Raw genomic sequence first — 26,077 nt, 5'->3', positions numbered from 1 at the left:
AAGGACCCCAGCGGTGCATCCGCGAGGGCCGATCGTGCGACGCCGTTGGAGCATCCGGTGTGCCGATCGGCGCGTTCTCTACAAGCGCATGATACGTATGCAGTTGGGACCTGCGGGCCCCGGGCCGTCCACGCGGTGGGCGTGTTTCAGGACGATCTCTCCCGCACGACATCGTCCAGCAGGTTGCTCTCCGGGCGGTCGCGGCGCTCCTCCTCGATCTGCACCTCGACCGAGCGGTCGGCGGAGGTGTCCCGCTCGACGACCTGGGTGACGGCAGGAGCAGCGCCGCCTCCGCCTTGGCCCTCCCGCTGCAGCCGCACGAGATACTCGGGTGAGGGGAGCTCGATGCCGGCCGCCTCGAGCCGCAGCTTCACCAGGCGGATGCCCTCGCTCCGCGCCCGCAGCAGATCCGACGCCCGCTGGTCGATCCAGGCGAGCCAACGTACCCCCACCGTCGAGTCGCCGACGTCCACGACCAGCGCCTGGGGCGGAGGATCGGTCAACACGGCCTTCATGCCCCGCAACGCTTCCAGACCGATCTCCTGGGCCGCGCCCAGGTCGGCTGCCGGGCCGATGCCGAAGTCGAACTCGAAGCGGCGGCGGGGATTCCTGGTGAAGTTGATGAGCGGGCTTGCGAACACCCGCGCATTCGGGATCCGTACGTGGTTGCCGTCCAGGGTCATCAGGATGGTGTCGCGCCAGCTCAGCCGTACGACCTTGCCCTCGAACGACTCCAGCAGGATGTGATCGTTCTTGCCGAACGGGGGCCGCAGGCTCAGCAGCACGCCCGACAGGTAGTTCTCTCCGATGTCCTTGAACGCGAAGCCCAACGCAAGCCCGGCCAATCCCGCCGTGCCCGCGACCGCCCCCAGCAGGGCCGTGGCCCCGAGCAGATCCAGGGCGAGCAGGATCCCGCCGAAGACCAGAAGTGCCTGGAGCGCCCGCTGAAGAAGGCCCTGCAGGAACGGATTCCGGGATACCAGAGCGGTCGGACCGCGCCAGCGGCGGACCAGCCAACCGAGGAGGGCGGCGACCGCGACGATCGACACCGCCACGAGCAGGAGCGGCAACTGGGCGATCGTCTCCGCGGCAAGCTCGCGCACGCGTGACCACGTGGGCGTCAGGCGCTCCTCCACCGAGCGAGAGCGCTCGAGCCGCTCGATCACGAACCGGACCCCGGTGGTCTGGCGCGCCAGCTCGGCGGCCTCGTCGGCGGCGTCGGCGTCCAGCACGGTGCCCCGGAGGGTCACGACCCCCGCCTCGACCGAGACGTCGATCCGTTCGAACGGTTCGATGCGGTCGTAGAGGGTCTGCAGGTCGCTGCGGAGGTCCGCGTCCTGGCGGGCCCGGTCCGCCGGGACCGCTTCGGGCTCGCCTGCGGCCGTGTCGGAGGCAGCCGACGCGGAGTCGGCGGTCTGGGCCGCGGAGTCGGGGGTGACCTGGCCCCCGAGCGGCGTCGCCACGAGGGCGAAGAGCAGGATGACGATCCGCATGGTGTCCTTCCGCGCCGGCGCGGGAGAGGGGTTCGTGCGCTGAGCCGCCAGACGAAACAAAACCCCCGAAGGGGCCGAGGATCCAGTGCCTACCCCGTGCACGAGGATTTCGACCGCTCGGCGCGGCTCCGGGACCGGGTGGGAGATCGGCGACGCGTTGGAACGCCTCCTGCGCCCTGAAGCGACGGGGGGCTCTGCCTTCCTCCGCAAGACGAGACCGCATACCCGACCGAGGAGGTCGTATGAATTGGGATCAGGTGAAAGGCAACTGGAAGCAGTTTCGCGGACGCGCCAAGGAGAAGTGGGGTGAGTTGACCGATGACGATCTCGATCGCATCGACGGGCATCGCGACCGCCTGGAGGGAACGCTCCAGGAGAGGTATGGCAACTCCAAGGAAGACGCGAAGAACGAAGTCGACGCCTGGATGCGGTCGAATCCCTCGGCCCGTGCCTAGCCCGTCGACGCCGTCCCCTGAACCGGAGCGCGACGATGAACCTGAACACGCGGCAGCCAACGAGTCGCGAGATCGAATGGAGAGGCGCACGGTACCGCTTCTCCGTCGGGACGAACGGATCCGGACGCTCGAGGACCCTGTCCGTCACCGTCGATGATCAGCCCTTGACGAGGCTGGAGGTGGATCGAGGGCTGGAGTTGGAGACGCTGGGCCGGGTCGACCTCGAGCGCCTGGCGGAGCGGGCCCGCAAGGAGGCGGCGCTGAACCGTTGGGAAGGCGAAGGCGGCAGCCCGATTGAAGACCCGCCCTCGTCCTGATTCGATCCGGTGCCGGGTACAGCGAAGGGGGGGCCGCGACTGCGGCCCCCCCTTCCTGCGTTACGTCACCACCGGGCGTCAGGTCTGTTGACCGGCGTGCACGCCCTCGACGAACTCCTCCACCATCTTGTCCGTGAACGCCGGCAGATCGGAGGGGTTGCGGCTCGTCACCAGACCCTGATCGACCACGACCTCCCGATCGACCCAGGTTGCCCCGGCGTTCTCGAGGTCCGTCCGCAAGGACGGCCACGACGTCACCGTGCGTCCGTCCAGGACGTCCGCCTCGGCCAGAAGCCACGGACCGTGGCAGATGGCCGCGACGGGCTTCCCGGCCTCGAAGAACCCACGGACGAACTCCACGGCGTCCTCGTCCATGCGCAACTTGTCGGGATTCATCACGCCACCGGGGAGCACCAGAGCCTCGTAGCGCGCTGGATCCGTCTCACCCACGGTGGTGTCGACGTCCACATGGGTGGACCAGTTGCCGTCCTTCCAGCCGCGGATCCGCTGCTCGCTGCGCGGGATGGAGACGATCTCCACCCGCGCGCCCGCCTCGCGGAGTCGCTTGACGGGCTCGATGAGCTCCGATTCCTCGAATCCGTCCGTGGCCAGCACGGCCACGGTCTTTCCACTCATTCGGTCTTCCATCACTCCTCCCGTATGGAGTCGTCGTTGATTGTCGGGTCGCGCCGCTGCGCTCAGCGCTGGATCACCAGGCCGAGCAGCAGACGGTTCTGGTTGAAGAAGTCGATTCCCTGGTGCGCGACGAAGAAGCGCGAGCCGGACAGGGCGTCCTCGAGGTCGAGCTCCGTGCCGTACATGAGGTTGACGACCGCCTGCGTGTCGTTCCCCAGGAGCAGGCCGGCTCCGCCGCCGGCGAACGGCTCGAGCGCCCAGGTGTCCTGCTGCAGCACCACCGGCCGGTACTCCAGGTTTCCAGCGAACAGGAAGCTCGGGTCCGCCTCCCCGAAGCCCACGGCGAACTCGGGCATCAGGTGCAGGTTCGGCGCTCCGTCGAGCGTGCGATAATCGGACGTGGCGCCCAACACCAGCTGGTCGGGATCGGCCGCGTAGCTCGCATACACCCGCGCCGGGCGGTTGCGGACCCGCTCGACAGGCGTCATGACGTCCACGTCGATACGACGGTCGGTCGCGTCGACTGCGGTCGTGTCGCCGACGCGCCGTTGCCCGGGCTCGACCTCGACGCGTACGGGCGCGCGGTCGCCCTGCGCCAGCAGGAGGTCACGCAGCGCGTCGATGTCGTCCTTGGTCGCGGTCTCCTGCAGGATCTCCGCCCTCAAGGTCTCGAGATCCTGTGGGGTGACGGTCCGTGCGCCGGCGGGGGCCGCCCCGGTCTGCTCACCACCGTTCCCGTCCTGGTCGTCGGTCGCCAGGGGCGAAGTCCCCGGTCCGAAGCGCACATACAACTCGCCGACGGTCGGAGCGGGCAGGGTGATCGTGCCCTCGTTCTCCGGGCGGAAGGCTACGGAATCGAACGTCATCCGGCGCATCGCGTCGGGGTCCATCCGGTCCCGGGTGCGGTCCATGTCCGGATCGCCGCTGCGGTCCATGTCCCGGTCGCCGCGACCGGCGGTGCGGTCCGCCGTGCGGTCCTCCGTCCGACGCTGGAGCTCACGTTCCTCCCGAGCCTCCTGGAGCTCGCGCTCCAGTTCGGCGATGCGCGCTTCCCGTTCGTCGAGCGCGCCCTCGATCCGGTCGACGCGCAGACCGCCCCCGCCTCCGATCCGGAGGTTGAGACCGGCCACGAACTGCCAGTTGTGGAGGAGGTCGTCCTCGGACGAGACCTCGTCCACGGGATTGGTGGAGCCCTCGAATCCGTTGGCGGCAACGACGTAGTCACGCGCCTGGACCGAGAGGTTCAGGTTCTCCCCGAGCCCGAGGTTGGCGCCTCCACCGACGATCAGAGCGGTGCGATCCTGGGGCTCGAAGCCCAGGGGCTCGTCGTAGTCCTCCTGCCCGTAGCTGGACTCGAAGTCCAACTGCCCCACCCCGAGCAGCAGGTGGGGGGACAGGCCGGCCCCGGCACCCAGGGAGAACTGCGCCTCGCCGCCGTAGGATTGCACGTCGGAGAAGGCGTCGAAGCCGTTGTGCACGCCCTTCCAGTAGAAGCCCCGCAAGCCGATGAAGCGACCGAAGTCGAGCCCGCTGCGCACGCCGATCAGCTCCTGATCCTCCAGTGGCGTCGCGTTGTCGAACGTCTGCAACCCCGCGATGGGCTCGATCGGGAAGGCGAGTCCACCCAACGGGTCGTCCCAGAACCGGCTGACGTCGCGGTCGACGGCCGCGGAGCGGGGTCCATACCCCCCGCCGAGCTTGATCCCGAGGCCAGCCCGAAGCTCCGTGTTGTGGAACGTCCGCTCCGCACTGGCGGGATTGGAGACGCCGTCCGTGGCCAGGAGCGGGAGCTCCGAGACATAACGCGAGCGTTGGACCGAGACTTCGGCCGTCACCAGGTCCGACAGGGTACCGCGCAGGCCACCCCCGTACCTGAGGTTGACACGCCGGGCGGACGAGCCCGAGTCCGGCTGGAAGTCCAGCAGCCCTCCACCTCCGACCAGGAAGGGGACCCACCCCCCGTCGGAGAGATTCACCATGACCTCGGCACCATAGGAGCGCAGGTCGATGGGCTGCGTGGCGAAGTCCTCCAGATCGTCGTCGAGACCCAGCGGATCCAGGAAGCGGTCCGTCTCGGCGGTCAGATAGTAGCCTTGCAGGGAGATGAATCGACCGAAACCGACGGCCAGATTCGCACCCAACTGATCCGTGTCATCGACGCCGGCCGAGTCGTCCCAGAAGATGCGGTTGTAGGTCGGCATCACCGTATAGGTGATGTCCTGGGCCCCGGCCGGAGTTCCGAATGCGATCGGCCCTCCGAGACAGAGCAGCACGAGCAGCACCAGCCCTGTGCGGGCGAATGCAGAGCGGAAAGACGCAGATGGAATCATGAGCTCGAGGCTCCCTTCTCCAGCGGAACGGTGGACGGACCCGGCGTGCGCAACGGAGATGGAGGCGCACTGGAGATCCGAAGTCGCGCAGAGGGGGGGTGCGACTGTCTGCGCAGAGGAGGGAGGCAACAGGCGTACCGATTCGAGGCAGATCGAAACCGGCCTGCCGGTGGTGGTGCCCGGGAGCAGCAGCGCACGCGCGGGGGTTGGAAGATGGCGGCGGTCGGCCGCATGAGGGGCCGGCGCGGTGATGCGCGCCACCAGGGACGACGAACGGTTGGAGCGCTGTCACACGTGTTTCGCCCGCGGCGGAACTGCACGAAGCACGCGTTGTCCGGGATCCCCTCCAGGCCTCTTCCTCGGCGACCGCCGGCGGCTCATCCGCGCCCCGGGATCTCAACGGGAGGACGGTGCAACTCCCTCCGCCCCCCCCCGTTGGACCTCGGGTCGGGTCTGCGCGGGTCGCGCGTCACAATCGCGTCAGCGCGTCAGAACGTCGCGCAAGCCACGCTCGCGCCCGGTGCCTCCGGCGTTCCTTCATGGACGTGCACGGAGTGGGTGCCGGCGTTCAGCCATGTTGCCTCGAAGCCGGGAACGTCGACCGTCGTCGACGCCTGCCCCTGTGCATTGGCCTCCAGCGGACCCGCAGCGCCTTCCTGGTCGGGAGTGGACGACAGGGGCAACACGATCGATGCGTTCTCCCCGCAGGGACCGCCGTGGATGTGCCAGGCGTGCTCGCCTTCGGACAGCCCGGACAGGATCACTTCCAGTCGGTAGTCTCCTCCCATCTCCTCCGGCGCGAGGATCTGGAGGGAACCCGACGTCATCGGCGCGTCGCCCGGTTGTTCCGCTTCGAAGGCGGCCTCGTAGGCGACTGCGTCCGTCATTCCTGTGGGGGCCGTCCCCGGCGTGCCGGGCTCCGTCTCCACCTCCCCCATCGGTACGCCCTCGTCTTCCAGCGCTCCGCGGTCGGGTCCACACCCGACGAAGACGACTGCCATGAACAGACAAAGGGTCCCGCTCGGATTCCGTTGCATCGCTCACCTCCCGCGCTAGGGTCGAGTCGGGGGACGCAGCGGCCGTGTGCAACTTCGCGGCCACAGGATGCTTCGTGCAGGCCACGATGCGGCGAAACACGCACCGGAGTCGGCGATGGGTGCCGGGGTCGTGGGCGAATGGACCCAACCCGTTCCAGCGCGGTTGGTTAGGTCGCGTCGCGTGGCGTTCGCGGCACGGGCATCCGTCTTGATCCTCTCGCCTTACGTGAACGTGCGAAACGACTCCGAGGCGCGAGAGCGCACCCCGACACCCCGGCGAACCGCGGGGGCGGTGCGGCCGTGGGTTGCGCTCACCGTCTTCGGTGTGCTGGTGTCGGCGCTGAGCGCACTACGGCTGTGGAGCGAAGCGACCCCGCGATGCCCGGAAGACGCCTGCCCCAGTCTGGAGGCGCTGACGGACTACCACCCCCCAGAGCCTCCGACACTCTACGACGTCCATGGTGAGCTGTTCGCCCACCTGGATGGCGAGACGCGGTTGACCGTTCCCCTCGAGGAGATGCCCGCACCTCTCGTGCAGGGCTTCGTCGCCGTCGAGGATCGGCGCTTCTGGTCCCATGGCGGGATCGACCTCCTGGGCGTGATGCGAGCCGCCGTCCGGAACCTCGCGAGCGGTGGTGTGCGCGAAGGGGCCAGCACGCTCGACATGCAGCTGGCGCGCAACCTTTGGGAGCCGGCCGTACGCGATCAGAATCGGTGGCGTCGCAAGCTCACGGAGGCACGCCTGTCCCTGGCTCTCGAGCGACGACTCCCGAAGGAGCGCATCCTCGAGCTGTATCTGAACCAGATCTACCTCGGGGACGGGCTCTACGGCGTCACCACGGCGGCGCTGCACTACTTCGGCAAGCGGCCCGACGAGCTGTCGTTGGCCGAGATCGCGACGATCATCGGGATGACCCGCACGCCCGAGCGCTACAATCCCCGCGAACACCCCGAGCGCGCGCGCGAGCGCCGCGACGTCGTATTGGGGGTCCTGGCCCGGGAGGGCGTCGTCGACTCTGCAACTGCGATTGCGGCGCGCACCGTTGCCGTGAAGACGGTGCCGGAGCGGACGGCACCGGCCCGGAGAGGGGGTTCCTACTACGCCGCGGCCGTGGCCCGGGAGCTACGCGCGCTGGTGCCCCGCTCGGCTGAACGAAACGGTCTGCACGTATTCACCGCCTATGGAGAGACCGTTCAGCGCGCCGTGGATCGTGAGCTCGCGGACGCGCTGTCCGCCATCGAAGGTGGGCGCTACGGGCCGTTTCCCCACGATGTGCCAGGCGACACGCTCCCGAAGGCGCATCGCGGCGCGTCGCCCTTCCTCCAAGGCGCCGTGGTGGTCCTGGACGTCACGACCGGCGCCGTGCAGGGGCTGGCAGGAGGCCGGTCCTTTTCCCACTCCGAGTTCGACCGTGCCTTGCAGGCGATGCGACAGCCCGGCTCGGCCTTCAAGCCCATCGTGGCCGCCGCCGCCCTGCAGCGAGGTGCCAGCCTCGCCTCGCGGTTCTCCACGGCTCCGATCGAGATCTCTACGCCCGAGGGGATGTGGTCACCACGGGATCCGCAGAGCGAGGGCCGACGCCTCGACGTGCGCATGGCGCTGGCCCGCTCGTCCAATCTCGCGGCCGTGCGGCTGGGGCAGAGCGCGGGCGTGGAGCACGTCGTCCAGACGGCGCGCGCCCTGGGTATCGACAGCCCTCTTCCCGCCGTGCCCTCGCTCTTCCTCGGGTCGGCGGAGTTGCACCCCGCAGAGCTCACTGCGGCCTTCGCCGCATTCGCCAATGGTGGCATGGTGGTCGAGCCCCACCTGATCCGTCGGATCGAGCGGTCGGATGGTACCCTGCTGTATCAGCGGTCGGATTCCGCACGCGGACGCATCGACCCCCGTCTGGCATTCCTGACCCGTCTGGCGCTGGAGGACGTGGTGGAGCGCGGCACCGGTCGGTCGGCACGCGCGCCGGGGTATCGCGGCTCGGCTGCAGGCAAGACCGGAACCACCAATGCCGGCCGCGACGTCTGGTTCGTCGGCATGACTCCTGATCGCGTCGCGGGGATCTGGATCGGCTTCGATGAGCCCGAGCCCATCCTGCCCGGCGCCAGCGGCGGTCGCCTTGCCGCGCCGATCTGGGGGAGCGTGATGGCGGAGATCTATGGTGACCAACGTCCGCGCTGGACGACGACGGCCCCGGAGGGCCTCGTGCGACTTCCCATCGATCCCTACACGGGGTTGGTGTCGTCCGAACGCTGCCCGTCCGCCGACCCGAGGCTCGAGTACTTCATCCCGGGAACCGAGCCCGAGGATCTGTGCTCCCTGATCGAAACCCGGATCATGGGCGCCGAACGGCGACCTTGGTCCGGTGCGCCGGTGCCGACGCGCCCGCGCGCGGATTCCACGTCTCAAGGAGAGATCCCCCGATGACCTGGCTGCTCGTTGCATTGATCGCCATCGCGCTCGTTCTCGCCTTGCGTTTCTTGAACCCCAGCAAGGAGCAGAACCGCTGGCTGCTCGTCCTGGTCCTGGGGCTCATCGGTGGCGTCCTCGTCGGCCTGCTGGGTGTGCAGCGGGGATGGTTCGGCACCGAGGGGGCCGTGGCCATGGTGGCCGCGTTCGTCGCCGGGGCCATCTTCCTCGAGATCCCGCGCTCCGTGGCCGGGCGCCGCTGATCGCGGCTCCTCCTTCTTCGTTTCCGATTTCCCCACCAACGCGTCGAGGGTCGCATGTCCAAGCTCGTCACCGGTCTCTTCACCAGCCGCTCCGCGGCGGCGCTCGCAGTCGACCGTCTCGTGGACGCCGGCTTCGCGATCGATGACGTCAGTCTGCTCATGTCGGAGCACACGCGCGGACGCGAGTTCGCGGTCGAATCCCATTCCAAGGCCCCCGAAGGCGGCGTCACGGGCGCCGTCGCCGGGGGTGCGCTCGGCGCCATCGCCGCGGCCCTGGTGGCGACGGGAGCGATCGTCGCGCCCCCTCTCGGGCTCGTGGCCGCGGGGCCGGTCGTGGCCGCTCTCGCGGGTGCGGGTGCGGGAGGGGCCGCCGGCGGTCTCGTGGGCTCCATCATCGGAGCGGGCATTCCGGAGCATGAAGCCAACATGGTCGCGGAGAAGATCGAGGCCGGCAGCATCCTGGTCGGCATCCACGCACACGACGATCGCGTCTCCATCGCCCGCGAGCTGCTCCAGACCAGCGGCGCCGAGCAGGTCAAGACCCGGCGGTGATCCTGGACCACCGGCCGGGGGGGTCACGGTGGGAGCGCGTGCAGCGCGCCTTGGAGGATCCGGTGGCGTTGGCGAGGTCGTGGGCCGCTGCGGTCCCTTCCCGAAGTGACCTCGTCGGCACTTCCGAGGCCGATCCCCCTCAGCGCACCGCGGTCATCCATGCCGCAAGCGGCTTCCTCGAGGGCCCGCGAGCCGGCGAGGCGCGCGACGCGCTGGAACGAGAGGTAGCCCGTCACGTGGATGCGCTGGAGACGAGCGGATCCGATGCGGCCGGCATCCGGGATGACGTTCGAACCCTGGGACGACTCCTGCGCGAGGCATCCGATCGCGACGTCACCCCCTCCACGCCGTCCGACGCGAGATCCGAGGTCGCACTTGCGGAACTCGAATCCGCCATCGAGGTCGCCGCAGCCTGGCGTACCTCCTACTGGACCGTGCGCAGGGAGCGAGAGCGCAGTCGGGCGTTCGAGATCTGTGCGGCGCTCCTGTCCCACGAGCTCGGGAACCGGCTGGGCGTGGCCGACACGGCCACACGCCTGCTCCAGGAAGGCGCCGGTCTGCAGCCTCCGCAGGTCCGACGCCTCCAGGATGTCGTGCTGAGCTCCGTCGAGGCGGGCATCTCACTCACCCGCGGCGTGCGGCATGCGATGCGCTCCCTCCTCCGGGGTGATGCGGACGTGCCGAGGCTGGCCCTGGACACCCTTGCCCGCGATCTGCTCCACCAGTCGAGGGCCCGGGCCACCGTACGAGGCCTCGGAGTGTCCACCTCCGGGGCCTTCCCCCCGCTCGATGTCCACGTGCTCCACTTCTGCACCGCGTTCGCCAACCTCCTCGACAACGCGGTCGAGCACCATGATCTGCGCTCCGGGGCCCTCGGCGTGCAGGTGCAGGCGAGGAAGGAAGGTCAGGCGTGTTGGATCACGATTCGCGACGATGGGCCCGGACTGCCGGACGATCTCGTCGAGCGGCCGTTCCGACCCCGTGTGCGCGGCCCGTTGGCACTCCCGGACCGCGGTCTGGGCCTGGCGATGACGGAGGAGGCGATCCGTGCCGCAGGAGGGGAGATCCGATACGCTTCCCCTGCCGAGGGCGGCTGCGAATTCTCGTTCATGATTCCTGCCCTGGCTCCGCTCCCGGCTCCTTGAGCGTGGCGACGTGCCTACGCACGGCTTCGGCCACCAGCGCCGTCAGCCGCACTGCGTCGACCGGCTTGCTCAGGTAGAAGTCGAAGCCGCTCCGCAACGCCCGCTCCCGGTCGGCCTCGCTCGCATGCGCCGTAAGCGCGATGCACGGGAGGCGGCCCAGTTCGCCCGGCAGGGATCGGATCCGCCCCACGAGCGCATGGCCATCCACCTCGGGCATGGCCACGTCACTCACCAGGACATCCGGCGGGTTCTGGCGCACGGCTCGCAGCGCATCGTGCGCCGAGCCCGCGCGGGTGACGGTGGCGCCGGCGGCCAGTAGCATGGCACCGACGACCTCACGCGCGCTCGACTCGTCGTCCACCACGAGCACACCGATGCCGCGGAGCGGCGTCAGTTCCGGACGCGTCACGCCGGGGGCGACCGGACCGGACTCGTTCCCCTCCGCTTCACCGGGTGGGGGCAGGGTCACCGTGAAGCGGGCTCCCTGACCGGGGCCGGGGCTCCCCGCTTCGACCGTTCCCCGGTGGGCGTGCACGATCTCCTGCACGATGGCCAACCCCAGGCCGAGCCCGGAATGGCGCCGGCGACTGGATGCATCGCCCTGGCGGAAGCGCTCGAAGACATGTGGGAGGACGTCGGGAGCGATGCCTTCCCCTGAATCCTCCACGACGGCCACGATGGAGTCATCGGGCTGCACCTGGACCCGGACCCGCACCCACCCCCCGTCCGGGGTGAACTTCATCGCGTTGTCCACCAGGTTGTTGAAGACCTGACGGAGACGGTCGGCGTGCGCCGCTGCCATGAGCCCATCCGGGGCGTCGCATTCGATCCGGATGCCCCGATCCCGAGCCCGCTCCCGGACCATGTCCACCGCCGCGCGCGCGAGCTGCCCCACGTCCGTCCGGACGAGCTCCAGGTCGAGCTTCTGCGCAAGCACGCGCGACAGATCCAGCAGCTCGTCGACGAGCTTCGATTGCAGGCGGGCGTTGGTGTCGATCCGACGCACGATGTCGCGGATGCGGCCAGGCTCCGCGAAGGCGTCTGGCGACAGCTCCAGCAGCTGGGTCCAGCCCAGGATGGCCGTGAGCGGAGTGCGCAGCTCGTGGGAGACGACGGCGAGGAACTCATCCTTGGCGCGGCTGGCCCGTTGGGCTTCACGCCGAAGCGCCTGCTCGCGCACCAGGAGGCGGGCGTACTCCTCGGAAGCGAGCCGCTGATCGTGGACATCCGTATTGGTGCCGAACCAACGAACCACCTGGCCCTGCTCATCGCGCAGCGGCATGGCCCGCGACAGGTGCCAGCGCAGCTCACCATCGCTTCCGCGACGAAGTCGGAACTCGTCCTCCCAGGGTTCCCCGGTGCGGATCGAATTCCGGAAGATCCGGAGCATGCGGGGCAGGTCGGCGGGATCGTGGACCGTGATCCAACCCCACCCTTCCATCTCCTCGGGAGAGGTACCGGTGTAGTCGTACCAGCGCCGATTGTACCAGTCGATCCAGCCGGACGCGGTGGCGGACCAGGCGAGCTGCGGGAGCCAGTCCACGAACGTGCGGAACTGATGACCCGTCTCGAGGGGTGCCCATTCGGCAGGACGCTCCGTCTCGGCGATCGGAGCGTCGATGATCAGGGCCCCGTGGGCCGAGCGGGCCGCACCGGAGGCGTCCCGGAGCACAGAGCCGCGGTCGAGCACGGGGATCCACACTCCGTCGGCGGCGCAGATCCGGTAGCGGATGGACCAGCGTGCGTGATCGCGCAGCGCCTGCTCCATCTGCGCCTGTGCTCGCTCCCGGTCGTCGGGGTGCACGCGCTGCCACCAGGATGGCAGAGGCCCCGATGCGTCGTCTGCCGTGATCCCCAGGAATGGCTCGATGCTGGGGTCCCAGGTGCGGACTCCCCTTGTCACGTCCTGATCCCACCAGGTCCACGGGCTTCCGGCCAAGCACTCCCTCCTGTCGTCGGAGCCCCCATCCGAACGTCTCGGGGCGTCACCCAGCATTCACTCCATGCGTCCCTGAAACAATACTGGAGGGGGCCCGGGCCCCCCGTAGCCACCGCCTGCACGCGCTTGCAGGGGGCCCCCCCCGGTACGCGGGTTGCTCCTCTCGGGTCGGATGACCCCAAACCAGCCCACCGAGGTCGACATCGACCCCCACGGCGAGGACCCCTCTCTCTGGCGTCGCATCGGCTTCGGAGTGCTGGGCCTCGTCGCGGCCGTCGTGCTGCTCGTGCTCACGATCCTGCTGGCCCTCCAGTCCTCGACCGTATCGACCGGTCTGGTGCGGGCACTGGCACCGCGTCTCTCTCCCGAAGGAACCACGCTCTCGGTCGGCCGGGTGGACGGATCGTGGCTCGGTTCACTGACGTTGGAGGACGTCGCGCTGGTGCGCGGCGGCGGCGATACCGCGCTCGCGGCGGAGCGGGTCTTCGTGGATCATCGCCTCGGGCCGCTCCTGCGCCGGCGCCTCGTGCTGGACAGCCTCTCCCTGGTGCGTCCGCGGATCCGGATGGTGCAGTCCGATTCGGCCTGGACGCTCGTGCCGTCGTCTCCGGCTCCGTCGCCCGCCGACACGGCGACGGGAGCGGGCTGGCCGGTCCGGATCGACGCGCTCCGCGTAACCGACGGTGCCCTCACACTCCGGGCGGCCCCCGATACCGTCTACCGCATCGAAGGACTGGACGTGGCCGCGAGCGACGTGTCGATCGGGAACGGGGACCCGACCGGGAAGGTGGCGTCGGCGAGCGCGCGCCTGCTCTGGCCCAACCCCGCGGACACCGCGGAGGCGCTGAGCGGAGCGTTGCGCATCCGTGACGCCGAATGGTCCGGCCGCCGCATCGCCCTGGACACACTCGCGTTGCAGGCGGGCTCGACCCGCATCGGAGGCAGCGGAACGGTGGTGCTCGACGCGGATTCCACGCTTCCCACGGCCTTCCGGCTCCGCGCCGACCCGCTGGTCTTCGCGGACCTGCGCCCGGTGTTCCCGGCCGCCGGTCCTGGCGCCGCGACCGTGCAGATCGGCGTGAACGGCGTGCCGGGGGGCGCGCTCGGCCTGGACGCCAGCCTGGAGCTCGCCGAAGGAGGGGGCACGCTGACGGCCGAAGGGCGCTGGGGCCCGAGCGGGAGAGACAACCCGCAACGGGTGGAGGGCCACGTAGTCGTCGCGGGCCTCGACCCGCAGCGCATCGTTGCCGATACGGCCTTGCCCTCGCGATTGGATGGGACCCTCGAGGTGCGCTTCACCGGCCGCGATCGGTCCCGACTGGACGGTCAGGCCACGGCGGTCTTCGACGTCGGGGGGCTCCCGGCCGTGGGGGACACGCACGTCGAGCTCGCAGCGCGGGTGACCGCGGGGCAGGGGACGGTGGAGCTCGACGTGCGGTCGGACGACCTGCGGCTGGCAGGCGACGGCTCGGTGGACCTGCGGCCGGAGCGGCCGGACTACCGCTGGGACGGTCGCGTACGCTTCGCGCCGCCGGAGCTGGCGCGCGTCGCGGGCCGGATGTCGGTGGTCGGACAGGGCGTTCCGCCTTCCGGTCGCGTCGAGCTGGATGCGCGCCTGGACACGGTCGTCGCCAGCGGTACGCGTCTGGATGAGGCGCGCGTCCAGATCACGATCGAAGAGGAGACGCTGCGGGGGGACGTTCGGCTGGGAGCGGAGCCCGGACGGGTCACCCTCTCCCTCGCCGGCGAGCCGTTTGCGGACACGCTGCGGTTGCGGATCCAGGACGGACGCGCCCAGGACCTGGACCTGGCGGCGTTGCGCGAAGGGCTCGTCGCGACCGGCCTCAATGCCCGGTTCGAAGGAACGCTCACGGTGCCGCCAGGCGCACCCCCGCGCGCGGACGCCACCGTGTCGCTGGATTCGTCCTCGGTCGGCCGCGAGACGGTGCGGAGTGGCGATCTGCGCCTGCGTTGGCAGGAGCAGGGCACCACCCTGGCGGGGGAGGTGGCGCTGGCCGCGGGGCGCGTTGCCGTCGATGCCCGGGCCCGGTTGGACCGTGAGCCCCTGCGCTTCAGCGTGCGCGAGCTCCGCTTCGAGGATCTCGACGTGGGTGCGCTGACGGATTCCCCCACCCTGACAACGGCCCTGACCGGGACGATGGCGCTCGAAGGCGTGGGCAGCGACCCGGCCTCGCTGGATGCCGAGGGCAGCCTCACCCTCGAGGACTCCCGCATCAACGAGGCCCGGATCCAGTCCGGTGCCGTGCAGTTCCGCGCGGAGGAAGGTCGCGTACGCGCCGACCTGGAGCTGGATCTCGAGGCGGGCGCGGTGCGGGCGGAGGGCGCGCTCGACCCCGGCGACGTCCCCTCCTGGAGTGCGCGCGCTTCGGTGGACCTGCCGAGGCTCGGTGCGCTGCTGGGCGACACGATCGCGAGCTCGTTGATTGCGGAGATCGACGCGGAGGGCCGGGGGCTGGAGCGTGAGACCGCGCAAGGAACGCTGCGACTGGACCTGGAGGAAGCCACCTGGGCCGCGGTGCGCGCCGACTCCGGCACCGTGCGGGCCGAGCTGGCCGCCGGCCTCCTGCGCGTCGACACGCTGACGCTGCGCTCGAACGTCGTGCGCCTCGACGGGGGTGGTCGCGTGCCCTTGACGCCGGCGGCCGGCACCGACACCGCGGACTTCCAGGCGCACGTGGCCCTGGAGTCGCTGACGCCGGTGGAGGAGAGCCTCGGCCTGGAGGCGCTCACGGCCGGGGACGGCAGCCTGGACGTGCGCGTCCAGGGGGACGTCGACTCACTGCGGGTCACGGGCGTCGCCCATGTGGGGGCGCTCGCCTTCGGCAGCACGCGTCTCGTGGGACTGGACCTCGAGTCGATGGCTCGCTGGAGCCCGGACCGGGGGTGGCGCAGCGCAGGGGGCGAGCTGGTGCTGGATCGGCTGAGCCTCCCGACGACCGGGGTCACCGAGACGCGTCTCACCGCGGACTGGTCGGCGGGCGAGGATCTCGTGGTGGGCGCGCGCGCCCGCATCGACCAGCGACGCACCGCCGAGCTGGAGGCGCGGCTGGATCCCGCGGCCGAGCAGCCGGCGCTCACCGTCGAGCAGGCCAGCTTCCAGGTGGATGAGAGCCGCTGGACCTTGCCGCAGCCGGCGCAGATCCGCTACGGCAACGGGATCGCGGTGGAGGGCCTGGAGCTGGCGACGGACGGCGGAGCGCAGCGGATCGCGCTGGACCTGTCGCTCGGAGGAGAGGCGCCGCTACGGGTGCGGGCGGACGTGGAGGCCCTGCGGGTGGAGACCATCGCGGATCTCGCCGGGTTCGACCGGCTCCAGGGTGAGCTGGATCTCCGTATGGATCTGGAGGGGAGCGGCGAGGCGGCCCGCGGCGACGCCGACATCACGTTCGACGTCGAGTCCGAAGAGGGGGGCGGGGGCACGTTGCGGGCGACCGCGACCTTCCAGGACGGGCGCGTGCTCGTGGATGGCGAGATCGAGCAACAGGACCGGACGGCGCTGCAGCTGGCCGGGAGCGTGCCTGTCCCCGGTGCCGACGCCGGCACGCTCGACCTCCAGATCCAGGCCGACTCGTTCGGCGTGGACTTCGCCACACCCTTCCTCGATCCCGCGACGGTCCGCTCCCTGGACGGCGCGGTGGATGGTCGGGTGGACATCCAGGGCACATTGGACGATCCGAGCCTGGATGGCGCCCTTACCGCGTCGGACGTGTACGCGCACATCGTGCCTCTGGGCCTGCGCTACGGGCTCGAAGGCAGGGTGAGGCTGGGCGGCAGCGCGGTGCAGGTACCGGACCTGCGCATCACGTCCGGCGAAGGAGCGATGGTGCTGTCCGGCGTGATCGACGTCGAGCGGGGCAGCATCGGACGCTACGACCTCGACGTGCGCATGGACGACTTCCGGGCCATCCGCACCGACCTCGTGCACGCCGAGGTGTCGGGCGACCTCGCCATCCAGGGCACGGTCCCCGAACCGGTGATCGGCGGGAGCGTCACCATCGAGCGCGGGGACCTGTACCTGGGGGGGGCGGTGGCGTCCGGCGACGTGGAGGACGTGGTCCTCACCGACGAGGACTACGCCGCCCTGGAGGAATACTTCGGCTTTCCCATCCAACGGCTGGAGGAGTCCGAGGCGCCCGGGTTCGAGGCGGTGGCTCTGGATCTGTCGGTGCAGGTCGGCCGGGACAGTTGGCTGCGGCAGTCGGCCAACCCCGAGCTGGCCGTGCAGGTCGCGGGAGAGATGACCATCCGGAAAGACCCGGGCCCGGACCTCGAGCTGCTCGGCGAGCTGGAGGCGATCCCGCAGCGCAGCTACGTGGAGCAGTTCGGCCGTCGGTTCGATCTCCGCCAGGGCCAGCTGGTGTTCCGCGGGGATCCGCTGGCGACACGCCTCGACCTGCAAGCGGTCTACGAGGTCCCCTCGCGCACCGACGACGAACCCGAGGCCACCATCGTCCTGGGGATGGAGGGGGAGGTGGGTGATCTGCGCATCGTGCTGAGTGCCGAGCCGACGATGGACAATGCGGATATCGTGTCGTACATCGCCACCGGGCGGCCGGCGTCCAGCTCGCTCGACCTGGGCGGGGGGAACGGAGGCGGAGAGAGCGTCCTCGAGCGCGGAGGGGGACTCGCCCTCGATCGGGTGGGGGGTCTCATCGAATCCTTCGCCGCGGATCGGGTCGGTCTGGACGTGGTGGAGATCCGCCGCGAGGGGCTGGAGGCGGCGACGCTGGTGGCAGGACGCTACGTCTCGCCCAGCCTGTACCTCGGATTCCAGCAGCCCGTCTCCCTCGATGCCTCCAGCGACCAGGGCGGCAACGCGGAAACCCAGGTCGAGATCGAGTACCAGGCCTTCCGCTGGCTGTTGCTCAACCTGCAGAGCGGCGGGGACGCGCTCCAGTTCTTCCTGAGGACGCGCTATGGCTACTGAGCGCGCGCTGCTCCTGCTCGCTCTCGCCTGTGTGGCTACGCCGTGTGCGCTCGCTGCCCAGAACACGGAGCCCCCACCCGGCCCGGAACGCTCCGGTCCTCCGCTCTTCCTCATCGATACGGAGACGGGCGTCGCCGAGCTCCAGTTCGACATCGCCGGAGACGCGGTTGAACCGGCGCGGCTCGCGGACCAGATCGCGCTGACCGGTCCCGGCTTCGTGGACGAGGCGCGTCGCTTCCTCTCGTGGATCCCGTTCATCTCCGAACCGCCGCTCACGTCCTTCAGCCCGATCGAGCTGCAGAAGGACAAGATCCGGCTGGTTCGCTTCCTGGAACGGGACGGGTTCCCCCAGGCGGCCGTCGACTACCGGGTGCGCCTGGATACCGCGCGCAACGCGGTGACGGTGGTGTTCGAAGTGGAGCCGGGGCCGCCACAGGTGTTGGACTCCGTGTCGGTCAGCGGCGCCGACGAGGGGCCGCTGCTCCTGCCGCCGGAGCTGGAATCCGAATGGCGTGGCTTCCGGCGCGACCTGACCCGCGAGCGTGGGGAGCGCCTCAGCCAGGCCCGCGTCTCCACGCTGGCGAGCCGGGTGCTGGAGTGGTGGCGCGATCACGGATTCGCGTTCACCCGGGTGCGCTCCCGGGTAGAACCCAGCCGCGTGGACGCCGGCGCTTCCACGGAGCTGCCCGCCATCGTCGAGCTCATGGTGACGCCAGGGCCCCAGACGACGATCGGAAGCATCGTGATCGAAGGCGACAGCGCCCTCTCCGAGCGCACGATCCTCCGTGAGCTGCCCTTCCAGACCGGCGATCGCTTCCGCTCCAGCCAGCTCGCGGAGGGCCAGTCCCAGCTGTTCGGCCTGGAGATCGTACGGCTGGCCCTGGTCGGCGTCCCGGACGATCAACCGGTCGACTCGACGGCGGAGGTCCGCGTGCGGATCGAGGAGGGCTCTCCCCGGATCATCGAGGGACGGTTGGGCTACACCTCCGACGAGGGGATCACCACGCAGGCCTCCTGGAGCCATCGCGACTTCCTGGGCGCTGCCCGCGTGTTGACCCTGAGCGCCGAGGCCCGCACCGGCTGGTGGTCGGGACAGCAGGGACCTTCCGCGCGGTACAGCATCACGCCGACGTTGCGCCAGCCGTGGCTGGGCCACTACCGCGTGTCCGGGCTGGTCACACCGTTCTTCGAATACCGCGACGACCTGCGCGACCGCTCCACACGCGTGGGGGTGAGCTCGACCGTCTTGTGGGAGCGGGGTGCGCTGCGGACGATGTCGCTCTCGTACAACCTGTCGGGTCGACGCGTCCTGCAGGCGCGCGGTGGCGCCCTGACCGGAGTCACCGACTTCCTCGGCTACCTGGAAGCGCTCGACACGCTCGACGTGGACGTGCGCACGAGCGCGCTGCAGTACGCGGCCAGCTGGGGAGAGATCGACGACCCGCTGGCACCGCGCTCCGGCTGGGTGGCGCGGATCGGAGCCGAGATCACCGGGCCGGCGGCGCTGTCCAACGTCCAGTACGGGCGTCTCAACGGACGGCTGCAGGGCTTCCTGCCCATCGCCCGCCGGGGCGCGTTGCTCCTGCGAGGCAGTCTGGGACAGCTGCTTCCGTATGGCGAGAGCGTCCCGTCCGGCGGCGACGAGGTCCAGACCTTCCTCCGCCTGCGCGACGGGGTGTTCACTGCGGGAGGCACGCAAGACGTGCGGGGTTGGGGACCCGAGTTGCTCGGTCCCAAGGTCCCCGACATCCGGGTGACCACGCGCGGCGACAGCGTGATCCTGGGGAGTGCGTCCCGCTACGTCCCCCTGGGAGGGCTCAACCGGTGGACGGGCTCGGTCGAGCTGCAACTCCCGATGCCGTTCGTGTCGGGGCCCTACTCCGTCCACGCGTTCCTGGATGCCGGTCGGGTGTGGACCGCCGATGATCGCTTCACCGATCCGGCGGCACCCAGCCTGCTCGACCTGGACGATGGGGTGTTCTACGGGACCGGCGCCGGCGTCCAGATCGGCACACCGGTCGGCCCGCTGCGACTTTCCGTGGGCTACAAGCTCAACCCGGGCGTCCTGGATCTGCGGGACCCCGCGGACGTCGCCGAGGCGCTCATCACCGGGAGTCCCCTCGCCGACGTTCCCGAAGATCAGGGGCGCCGATGGCAGATCCATCTGTCCATCGGGCGCCCGTTCTAGGAGGTACCGCCATGACCCAGGATCCGGGTCGTTCCGAGCAACAGGAGCCCGCGCGCCAGCGCGACGATCCCCGCCGCGACGTGTCGGCCGAGGAGGAGCGCCCCACAGCCCAGACCTTCCTGGGGATCGTCAAGCTGAGCTTCATGGAGTGGTTGGGAGAGGGCGTCATGCACTGGGGCGCCGCGCTTTCCTACTACACGCTGTTCTCGCTCGGACCCGTGCTCATCTTCCTGGTGGGAACGGCCGGGATGTTCTTCGACGATGCGGCGGCTCGGGAGCAGATCCTGTCGCAGCTGCGCCTCCTGCTCGGAAGTCGGGGCGCGGAGATCGCCGATACCATCCTGGTCCAGGCGACCTTCCCCGGCTTCGGCTCCGTGCAGGCGCTGCTCTCCCTGCTCGCGCTCCTGGTGGGCGCGACCGCCGTGTTCGGCAACATCCAAGGCGCGCTCAACGACATCTGGCACGTGAAGCCGGTCACCGGCACCGTGCGCAACGCCCTGCGCACCCGCCTCATGGCCTTCGTGATGATCCTCGTTCTCGGGGGTCTGGTTCTTCTCTCCTTCCTGGTCTCCGCCGCGACCTCTCTTCTCGAGCCTTTCATCGAGGCCCGCCTGCCGGGCGGGAGCCTGCTCGTGCGGGCGCTCGACTTCGCCGTGTCGACCGCGTTGCTCTGGCTGGTCTTCGCGGCCGTCTACCAGGTCCTGCCGGACGCACGGATCGCCTGGCGCGACGTGTGGGTGGGCGGTCTGGTCACGGCCGTCCTCTTCGCCATCGGGAAGCTCGCCATCGGGGGCTTCCTGGGCCGACGTGATCCCGGTTCCGTCTTCGGGGCGGCGGGGTCCCTCTTCGCGCTGCTCATCTGGATCTACTACTCGGCTCAGATCTTCCTGGTGGGGGCGTCGTTCACCGAGGTCTGGGCCCGTTCGCGCGGACGCGCCATCCGACCGGAACCCTACGCCGGGCGGGTCGTCCAGCGCGTGGTTCCGACCCGCTGATCCCTCGGTGGGCGCGGGTGTTCCGTGCGCGGACGCCGACGCTGAAACACGAACGACCTGGCGGTTCCGCCTTGCGCTTCCTCCGGACTCACGGGCGGACCGCGCCTTCCCGCGCCGCCGTGCGTGCCTGCGTCCCCGGCACGTCCGTGGATCGCAGTGCGGGCATGCTCGTTGCCCTTCTTCCGACCCGCGTTCCCGGATGGTTCCGGGTTCGCTGGCGTCGGTTTCCCGGACTCGGATCCGGGACCATGGGTGTTCACGAAGGAATGCCCTCCCCCGCCGGGCTGTCCGGCTCGGGGTCATCCACTTCCGAGGACGACGATGAACAAGAGCACGAAGAAGGCGATCAAGAAGCACCTGGACAACGCCTCCAAGACGGTGGCCAAGGCCGGGGAGAAGATCCGACCGGGCAAGAGCAGCAGCTCGACGCCCAAGAAGACGGTGGCGGCCGCTGCAGGTCTGGCGGCCCTGGGGGCCGCGGGCGTGGCCACCGCGCGTGCGCTCAAGCAGCGGAAGGCGAACGGGAGCGGGGACGAGCCGTCGACCACGTTCCGGGTGGAAGCGGACGGTGAAGAGGGATGGATCCTGACCAGCGACGGCAAGGAAGGCGATCAGCGCTTCGGCAGCAAGCGCGAGGCGTTGCGGGTGGCCCGTCGGCAGGCGGCCGAAGCCCAGCCGAGCCGGTTGATCATCCACCGCACCGACGGACGCGTCCAGCGCTCGCACACCTATTGAGAAGGCACGGATCGGTTGCATGCAGCGCCGCATCGTCGTTCCGCTCGACGCCAGTGACCGGGCCGAGCGCGCCCTCGCGTGGGCGCTGGCGGCGCACGAGCCACCCGGTGAGTTGCATCTCATCGCGGTGGCGAGCGGCGATGCGGCCGCGGGAGGGGAAGCGGCCCGGGTTGCATCGGACTATCTGAGCCAGGTGGTGGGGCGCTTGAGCCCGAACACCACCCACGTGGAGACGGTCGTGCGGGTCGGGGATCCGGGCGCCGCCGTGGCGGGCTACGCGGACGAGGTGGACGCCGATCTGCTGGTGGTCTCGAGCCACGGGCAGGGTGTGTTGGGGCGCCTGCACCTCGACCCGTTGACCGACCACCTGGTCTACCACTCCCCCTGTCCATTGCTCTCGGTGCGGTCCGACGGGCGCCGGCCCAGGGCCGCTCTCAGCGCCGGGCCGCCCCCATCCACCCTCTCCGTGCTCCTCGACGGATCGGACGAGGCGGAGCGCGCGCTGGAGGCACCGGCGCTGCTCCGCCTTCCCCTGTCGACCCGCATCGTGCTCCTGCGCGTGCTGGAGCGTCCGCCGAGCGTGGAGCGCCCGCGCGACGGGTCTCACCTGGATCCGATGCTGGAGCGCGATCGCCAGGCCACCGAGGCCTACCTGGACGAGGTCGCGGCCCGGGTCCGACTCTGGGGCTTCACCCGTGTGCTCTCCGAAGTGGTCGTCGGCGGATCGGTAGCCCACACCGGGATCGAACGCTCTGCCGCGCACGGGTGTGCGCTGATCGTCATGACGCCCCACGCCCGGACCGGGCTCCCGCACCTGGCCCAGGGCAGTCTCGCCGCGACGGTCGTGCGCACGGCGGAGGTCCCTGTGCTGCTGTACCCCGCGCTGGAGGCAGCATGACCGCACGCCGCGACGAAGACCCGGGGGCGGCGCGGATCTGGGAGCCCGACCAACGGCTCACCCGGTCCGTGGAGCAGTACCTGGACGGATTGCGGGAGAGTCAGGAAGAGCCGGAGTGGGGCGAGTTCCTGCGCACGGTGCGGTCCGAAGGGGGGTGGGAGGTGGATGATGACGGCCTGCGCGCCGCCGTCGATCGACACGCCCTGCTGGTCACGCTGATGCGGAGCGGGGCGCCCGGCCTCGACGCGCGGGTCGCGCAGCGGATCGCCGCTCGATTCGACAGCGCCGCCTCGGTGCAGGAGGCCGACCCGGAGACGTTGGCGGAGATCGCGCCCGAATTGAGTCCCGAGGCCCTGCGACGGCTGCAGGACAGCGTGGGCGGCGGCGCCTGAGCACCGCCGCCCACCGTCCTCAGGACACCGGGCGCTCGCGCTTGCGCACGATGAACAGCCCTTCCCGCATCGACGACACGATGATGTTGCCGCTCTGGAAGTAGGGGTAGTTGCTCCAGGAGCCGGCGAAGCCCGGGGCGTCGGGACCCCAGGGCACGGTGTCGAAGTGCGCGACCTCCACCGGGTTGGCGGGGTCGCTGATGTCCAGGATGCGCAGCCCGGACACGTAGTTCGACTCGTAGACCAGATTGCCGCGCACGTAGAGGTTGTGATCCGACGCGGCCGTCTCGCCCATGTACTCCGTGAGCAGGATGGGGTCGTCCAGGTCCTGGATGTCCCACACCAGCGTGCGGGTCCGGCTCTGCGTGCCGGACAGCTCGTCCAGCTCGTCGTTCAGGAAGAAGTACTTGTGGTCGTCCGACGGCCATCCCTGATGGGAGTAGGCCACGTTCGGATAGGACGCCCGGGAAAGCGCGACCGGGTTGCTCTTGTCGGTGACGTCGGCGATCGACAGGTGCGTCTCGTTCGCGCCGAAGCAGATCTCCTTGCCTGCGTGCTCCTCGTCCGGACCGTGATAGAGGGTGCACATGGCATCGTGGCTGTAGCCGGTCTTGGAGTTGCCGGTCAGCGGATCGGAGAAGCAGCCCGCGAACGTGGGGTTGCGTGGATCGCGGATGTCGACCATGTGCAGGCCCCCTCCACACGTCTCCCCGCCCATGCTGCTGCCGACCACGTAGGCGAAGCCCGTCTCCTCGTTGATCACGATGTTGTGGGCGCTGTGGATGCCGGAATAGTGGGCGTCCTCCGTGAAGGTCTCCGGCGTGCCATCGAATGCGCGCAGGCGGGTCAGGTCGAAGATCTGCACGCCGTGCTCGCCCGCGGCGTCCGCCACGACGAACGCGTGGTTGTCGTAGACCTTGATGTCGCGCCACAGGTTCTTGGTGGCTCCCTCGGTCAGGGGCAGGTTGCCGAGGTAGACCGGACGGGCCGGGTCGCTCACGTCCACGAAGGACGTCCCGTCGAAGCGACCCAGGATCGCGTACTCCTTTCCGGACTCCGGATCGGTCCAGCCCCAGATGTCGCTCACCATGATGCCGCGCTCGCCACCGAGTTCGCTGACGGGCAGGAAGGAGACCAGGTCGACGTCCTGGCAGCCGAAGCCGGCGGCCTCGCCCTGTGCGGTACAGTCGATGGGCTCCCCGATCAGGGCAGTGAGGTCGGTGTCGACGTCGGTGACCGTGGCGACCTCGCTCCACTGGCCCCCCGCGCCGCGCTCGAACACGAATCCGGTGCCCTCCCAGAAGTCGTCCCCCGGCGCGCCCAGCACGGCCAGGTCCCCGCTCCCCGCCACGGCCATCCCGAAGAAGCCGGCCATGCCCTGGGTCTCGACGGAGAGCTGCTGCGTCGGGGTCCAGGCGTCGTTCTGGCGCGCGAACACGAAGACCGCGCCGTTGAACTGATCCACCATCGGGGCGCCGACGAGGAGGTCGTTGCCGGCCACCACGAAGTCGGAGCCGAAGATCGTCTGCCCGGGTTCGCCGGGAGTGAGGGCCGCTCCCGCGCTCCAGGTGCCATCGGCGCCCTGCGTGAACTGCCAGAGCGCGCCGTTGGCGTTCGCCGTGACCGGCGCGGAGGCCAGGGCCCACCCTTGGCCCAGGTGGACCTTGGATCCGAGCGCCAGCGGCGCGACGGGCGCGTCCGCGGGGACGCTCAAGCGCGCGGCCTCGCGCCACGCGTCTCCCTCGCGCTCGAACACGTACGCCGCGCCCGGGCCGGGGCGGCCCTGCATGCCACCGCCGCCGAGCGAGCCACCCGGGCCCGGTGCACCGGCCAGCAGCCGGGAGTCGGCGGCGGAGAGGGACATGCCCAGGCGGAGGTCGGAGGGATCCGACCCCTGGAGCTGCCCTGCCGCGTTCCATCCGTTCGCCTGCGCGTACGTGTAGACGAGGCCCCGCTGCCCGGCGCCGGGCGCGCCGACGAACAGCCAGCCGTCGGACAGCGCCACGGCCGATCCGAAGCCCGCTGCGGTGGAGCCGGGCGGCGCCGTGAGCTTCGTGACCTGACGCCAGCTCGCTCCGTTGCGCTGGAACAGGTAGACCGCACCGGCGCCCTGCTGGGGCGCGCCCACCGCCAGCAGGTCTCCCCGGGCCGCGAGCGCGGAGCCGAACCCGTCGCCGATGGTCCCGTCGTCCGCCTGCACGACGGCGGTCTCGCGGAAGGCCGCGCCTTCGCGGGAGAAGACGTGAACGCTCCCCGGTCGGGACGGCGGGATGGGCATGCCCGCCGCGGCGCCGGTGCGGCCGGCGTACAGCGTGGAGCCGTCCAGCACCAGCGCGGAGGCGAAGCCCGCGGCCGGGAACGCCGGCCGCTCGGAGACGAAGGTCTGGGCGCCCAGCGCCGCGGGCGCGGCCGCGAGCGTCAGCGCCGCGAGCAGACGGGACAAGGCCATCGATCCATCCTCCGGGTCAGGTGCGAGCGGATGCGCTGCGTCGGGGCTGCTACCCCCCGAGCCCGGTTCCGTGGTCCATCCGGACGTGGCGCCCGGGTGCCGACGCAGCGCCGAGCCGGTCGGCGATGGGCACCGGACGGGTGTGGTCGGCCGGGTTCCGCGGGTGGCGCGCCCACCGGTGCCACGGGTAGCGCGCCCACCGGTGCCACGGGCAGCGACCCCAACGGTTCCGCGGGGAGCGCGCCCACCGGTGCCACGGGTAGCGAGCCAGCGGTGCCACGGGTCGTGAGCCCACCGGTTCCACGGGTAGCGAGCCCGGCGGTTCCACGGGTTCGTGAGCCCGAGAGCTCCACGGGCAGCGAGCCCCACGGACGCCGCGCCGCAGCGAAGCCGGCAGGCCGTCCTCCGTCCGACGGGTGGCGGCCCCGGACCTCAGGGCCGACATTGCGGGGTCCGCTGCCGTCCCCTCAGAGAAAGACAGCCTCTCTTGGGCAAGCCACTCAAGGTCCTGTACAACTGCACCAAGTGCCCCGCGTACTGCTGCTCCTACGCGTGGATCCCGGTCACCGACCGCGACCTCAAGCGCCTGGCCAAGCACCACGGCGTCACCCCTTCGGCAGCCGAGCGCAAGTTCACGCGCAAGACCGAAGACGGCGTGCGGGTGCTTCGCCACAAGGACGACGAGTACTTCGAGACGATCTGCATCTTCATCGACGACGAGACCCGCGGCTGCAGCATCTATTCCGGTCGCCCCACCATCTGTCGCCAGTATCCGGGCACGGGTCGCTGCGGCTACTACGACTTCCTGTCCTCGGAGCGGAACCGGTTCGACGATCCCGATCTGGTCGTCGCCGCCTACGTCGCGGAGGACTGAAGCGCTCGAGGGGAGCCGGCCGGTGCCGGC

At 70.3% G+C, this 26,077-nt stretch carries 19 protein-coding genes; 13 read left to right on the top strand and 6 right to left on the bottom strand.

All coding sequences use genetic code 11. The annotated features are described in order from the left end of the window. Positions 1 to 146 precede the first annotated feature (146 nt). Positions 147 to 1,493 carry a mechanosensitive ion channel family protein gene (locus R3E98_00730; protein ID MEZ4421905.1) on the bottom strand — a complete coding sequence of 449 codons (1,347 nt, stop codon included), beginning with the start codon at positions 1,491 to 1,493 and terminating at the stop codon, positions 147 to 149. Positions 1,494 to 1,735: 242 nt separating this feature from the next. Between R3E98_00730 and R3E98_00725 the strand changes: the two genes are divergently transcribed. Next, a complete protein-coding gene (locus tag R3E98_00725; GenBank protein MEZ4421904.1) occupies positions 1,736 to 1,948 on the top strand; it encodes a CsbD family protein in 213 nt (70 codons plus the stop codon). Between the two features lie 179 nt (positions 1,949 to 2,127). Continuing rightward, on the top strand, positions 2,128 to 2,265 hold the full coding sequence (locus R3E98_00720) for a hypothetical protein (protein MEZ4421903.1): 138 nt from the start codon (positions 2,128 to 2,130) through the stop codon (positions 2,263 to 2,265). 78 nt (positions 2,266 to 2,343) lie between these two features. On the opposite strand, the gene R3E98_00715 is transcribed toward R3E98_00720, so the two are convergent. The 3 genes from R3E98_00715 to R3E98_00705 form a co-directional block, all read right to left on the bottom strand. Then, positions 2,344 to 2,901 carry a type 1 glutamine amidotransferase domain-containing protein gene (locus R3E98_00715; GenBank protein MEZ4421902.1) on the bottom strand — a complete coding sequence of 186 codons (558 nt, stop codon included), beginning with the start codon at positions 2,899 to 2,901 and terminating at the stop codon, positions 2,344 to 2,346. Positions 2,902 to 2,963: 62 nt separating this feature from the next. Continuing rightward, positions 2,964 to 5,231, bottom strand: coding sequence for a hypothetical protein (locus R3E98_00710; GenBank protein ID MEZ4421901.1), 2,268 nt, complete (start codon positions 5,229 to 5,231; stop codon positions 2,964 to 2,966). Positions 5,232 to 5,719: 488 nt separating this feature from the next. Next, positions 5,720 to 6,268, bottom strand: a complete 549-nt coding sequence (locus tag R3E98_00705) for a CHRD domain-containing protein (protein MEZ4421900.1) — start codon at positions 6,266 to 6,268, stop codon at positions 5,720 to 5,722. Positions 6,269 to 6,560: 292 nt separating this feature from the next. Here R3E98_00705 and R3E98_00700 point away from each other — a divergent pair, with 292 nt between their 5' ends. The 4 genes from R3E98_00700 (at position 6,561) to R3E98_00685 (ending at position 10,629) form a co-directional block, all read left to right on the top strand. After that, positions 6,561 to 8,687, top strand: coding sequence for a transglycosylase domain-containing protein (locus R3E98_00700; protein ID MEZ4421899.1), 2,127 nt, complete (start codon positions 6,561 to 6,563; stop codon positions 8,685 to 8,687). Next, positions 8,684 to 8,932 carry a hypothetical protein gene (locus R3E98_00695; GenBank protein ID MEZ4421898.1) on the top strand — a complete coding sequence of 83 codons (249 nt, stop codon included), beginning with the start codon at positions 8,684 to 8,686 and terminating at the stop codon, positions 8,930 to 8,932. Before R3E98_00700 ends, R3E98_00695 begins: the two co-directional genes overlap by 4 nt. A 54-nt stretch (positions 8,933 to 8,986) precedes the next feature. Continuing rightward, the gene (locus R3E98_00690) at positions 8,987 to 9,484 is read left to right on the top strand and encodes a hypothetical protein (GenBank protein ID MEZ4421897.1); all 498 of its coding nucleotides are present in this window, start codon (positions 8,987 to 8,989) and stop codon (positions 9,482 to 9,484) included. Positions 9,485 to 9,720: 236 nt separating this feature from the next. Then, a complete protein-coding gene (locus tag R3E98_00685) occupies positions 9,721 to 10,629 on the top strand; it encodes a HAMP domain-containing sensor histidine kinase (GenBank protein MEZ4421896.1) in 909 nt (302 codons plus the stop codon). Here the strand turns inward: R3E98_00685 and R3E98_00680 are convergent. Continuing rightward, positions 10,592 to 12,532, bottom strand: coding sequence for a PAS domain-containing protein (locus R3E98_00680; protein ID MEZ4421895.1), 1,941 nt, complete (start codon positions 12,530 to 12,532; stop codon positions 10,592 to 10,594). The two genes, R3E98_00685 and R3E98_00680, sit on opposite strands and share 38 nt — an antisense overlap. A gap of 208 nt (positions 12,533 to 12,740) precedes the next feature. On the opposite strand from R3E98_00680, the gene R3E98_00675 reads away from it, so the two are divergent. The 6 genes from R3E98_00675 (at position 12,741) to R3E98_00650 (ending at position 22,724) form a co-directional block, all read left to right on the top strand. Continuing rightward, a complete protein-coding gene (locus tag R3E98_00675) occupies positions 12,741 to 17,516 on the top strand; it encodes a translocation/assembly module TamB domain-containing protein (GenBank protein ID MEZ4421894.1) in 4,776 nt (1,591 codons plus the stop codon). Next, a complete protein-coding gene (locus R3E98_00670; GenBank protein ID MEZ4421893.1) occupies positions 17,506 to 19,704 on the top strand; it encodes a BamA/TamA family outer membrane protein in 2,199 nt (732 codons plus the stop codon). The genes R3E98_00675 and R3E98_00670 overlap by 11 nt, the downstream gene beginning before the upstream one ends. A gap of 11 nt (positions 19,705 to 19,715) precedes the next feature. Further along, the gene (locus R3E98_00665; protein ID MEZ4421892.1) at positions 19,716 to 20,699 is read left to right on the top strand and encodes a YihY/virulence factor BrkB family protein; all 984 of its coding nucleotides are present in this window, start codon (positions 19,716 to 19,718) and stop codon (positions 20,697 to 20,699) included. Positions 20,700 to 21,020: 321 nt separating this feature from the next. Next, a complete protein-coding gene (locus R3E98_00660) occupies positions 21,021 to 21,434 on the top strand; it encodes a DUF2188 domain-containing protein (protein MEZ4421891.1) in 414 nt (137 codons plus the stop codon). 19 nt (positions 21,435 to 21,453) lie between these two features. Further along, positions 21,454 to 22,332, top strand: coding sequence for a universal stress protein (locus R3E98_00655; GenBank protein MEZ4421890.1), 879 nt, complete (start codon positions 21,454 to 21,456; stop codon positions 22,330 to 22,332). Further along, positions 22,329 to 22,724, top strand: a complete 396-nt coding sequence (locus tag R3E98_00650) for a hypothetical protein (protein ID MEZ4421889.1) — start codon at positions 22,329 to 22,331, stop codon at positions 22,722 to 22,724. The genes R3E98_00655 and R3E98_00650 overlap by 4 nt, the downstream gene beginning before the upstream one ends. A gap of 19 nt (positions 22,725 to 22,743) precedes the next feature. Here the strand turns inward: R3E98_00650 and R3E98_00645 are convergent, their stop codons facing one another. Then, positions 22,744 to 25,173 carry a choice-of-anchor B family protein gene (locus R3E98_00645; GenBank protein ID MEZ4421888.1) on the bottom strand — a complete coding sequence of 810 codons (2,430 nt, stop codon included), beginning with the start codon at positions 25,171 to 25,173 and terminating at the stop codon, positions 22,744 to 22,746. A gap of 487 nt (positions 25,174 to 25,660) precedes the next feature. On the opposite strand from R3E98_00645, the gene R3E98_00640 reads away from it, so the two are divergent. Continuing rightward, positions 25,661 to 26,047 (top strand): YkgJ family cysteine cluster protein, encoded by a 387-nt coding sequence (locus tag R3E98_00640; GenBank protein ID MEZ4421887.1) that lies wholly within the window; start codon positions 25,661 to 25,663, stop codon positions 26,045 to 26,047. Positions 26,048 to 26,077 lie beyond the last annotated feature (30 nt).

The organism is Gemmatimonadota bacterium (genome assembly GCA_041390125.1).
Taxonomy (GTDB): domain Bacteria; phylum Gemmatimonadota; class Gemmatimonadetes; order Longimicrobiales; family Gaopeijiaceae; genus JAGQIF01.
Note: the sequence above shows the minus strand (reverse complement) of the source record. Positions and strands in the feature narration are given on the sequence as shown.

Coding starts and splice junctions, on each gene's coding strand:
- R3E98_00730 (MEZ4421905.1), bottom strand. CDS start 1,493: ATGCGGATCGTCATCCTGCTCTTCGCCCTCGTGGCGACGCCGCTCGGG.
- R3E98_00725 (MEZ4421904.1), top strand. CDS start 1,736: ATGAATTGGGATCAGGTGAAAGGCAACTGGAAGCAGTTTCGCGGACGC.
- R3E98_00715 (MEZ4421902.1), bottom strand. CDS start 2,901: ATGAGTGGAAAGACCGTGGCCGTGCTGGCCACGGACGGATTCGAGGAA.
- R3E98_00710 (MEZ4421901.1), bottom strand. CDS start 5,231: ATGATTCCATCTGCGTCTTTCCGCTCTGCATTCGCCCGCACAGGGCTG.
- R3E98_00705 (MEZ4421900.1), bottom strand. CDS start 6,268: ATGCAACGGAATCCGAGCGGGACCCTTTGTCTGTTCATGGCAGTCGTC.
- R3E98_00695 (MEZ4421898.1), top strand. CDS start 8,684: ATGACCTGGCTGCTCGTTGCATTGATCGCCATCGCGCTCGTTCTCGCC.
- R3E98_00690 (MEZ4421897.1), top strand. CDS start 8,987: ATGTCCAAGCTCGTCACCGGTCTCTTCACCAGCCGCTCCGCGGCGGCG.
- R3E98_00675 (MEZ4421894.1), top strand. CDS start 12,741: ATGACCCCAAACCAGCCCACCGAGGTCGACATCGACCCCCACGGCGAG.
- R3E98_00670 (MEZ4421893.1), top strand. CDS start 17,506: ATGGCTACTGAGCGCGCGCTGCTCCTGCTCGCTCTCGCCTGTGTGGCT.
- R3E98_00665 (MEZ4421892.1), top strand. CDS start 19,716: ATGACCCAGGATCCGGGTCGTTCCGAGCAACAGGAGCCCGCGCGCCAG.
- R3E98_00660 (MEZ4421891.1), top strand. CDS start 21,021: ATGAACAAGAGCACGAAGAAGGCGATCAAGAAGCACCTGGACAACGCC.
- R3E98_00655 (MEZ4421890.1), top strand. CDS start 21,454: ATGCAGCGCCGCATCGTCGTTCCGCTCGACGCCAGTGACCGGGCCGAG.
- R3E98_00650 (MEZ4421889.1), top strand. CDS start 22,329: ATGACCGCACGCCGCGACGAAGACCCGGGGGCGGCGCGGATCTGGGAG.
- R3E98_00645 (MEZ4421888.1), bottom strand. CDS start 25,173: ATGGCCTTGTCCCGTCTGCTCGCGGCGCTGACGCTCGCGGCCGCGCCC.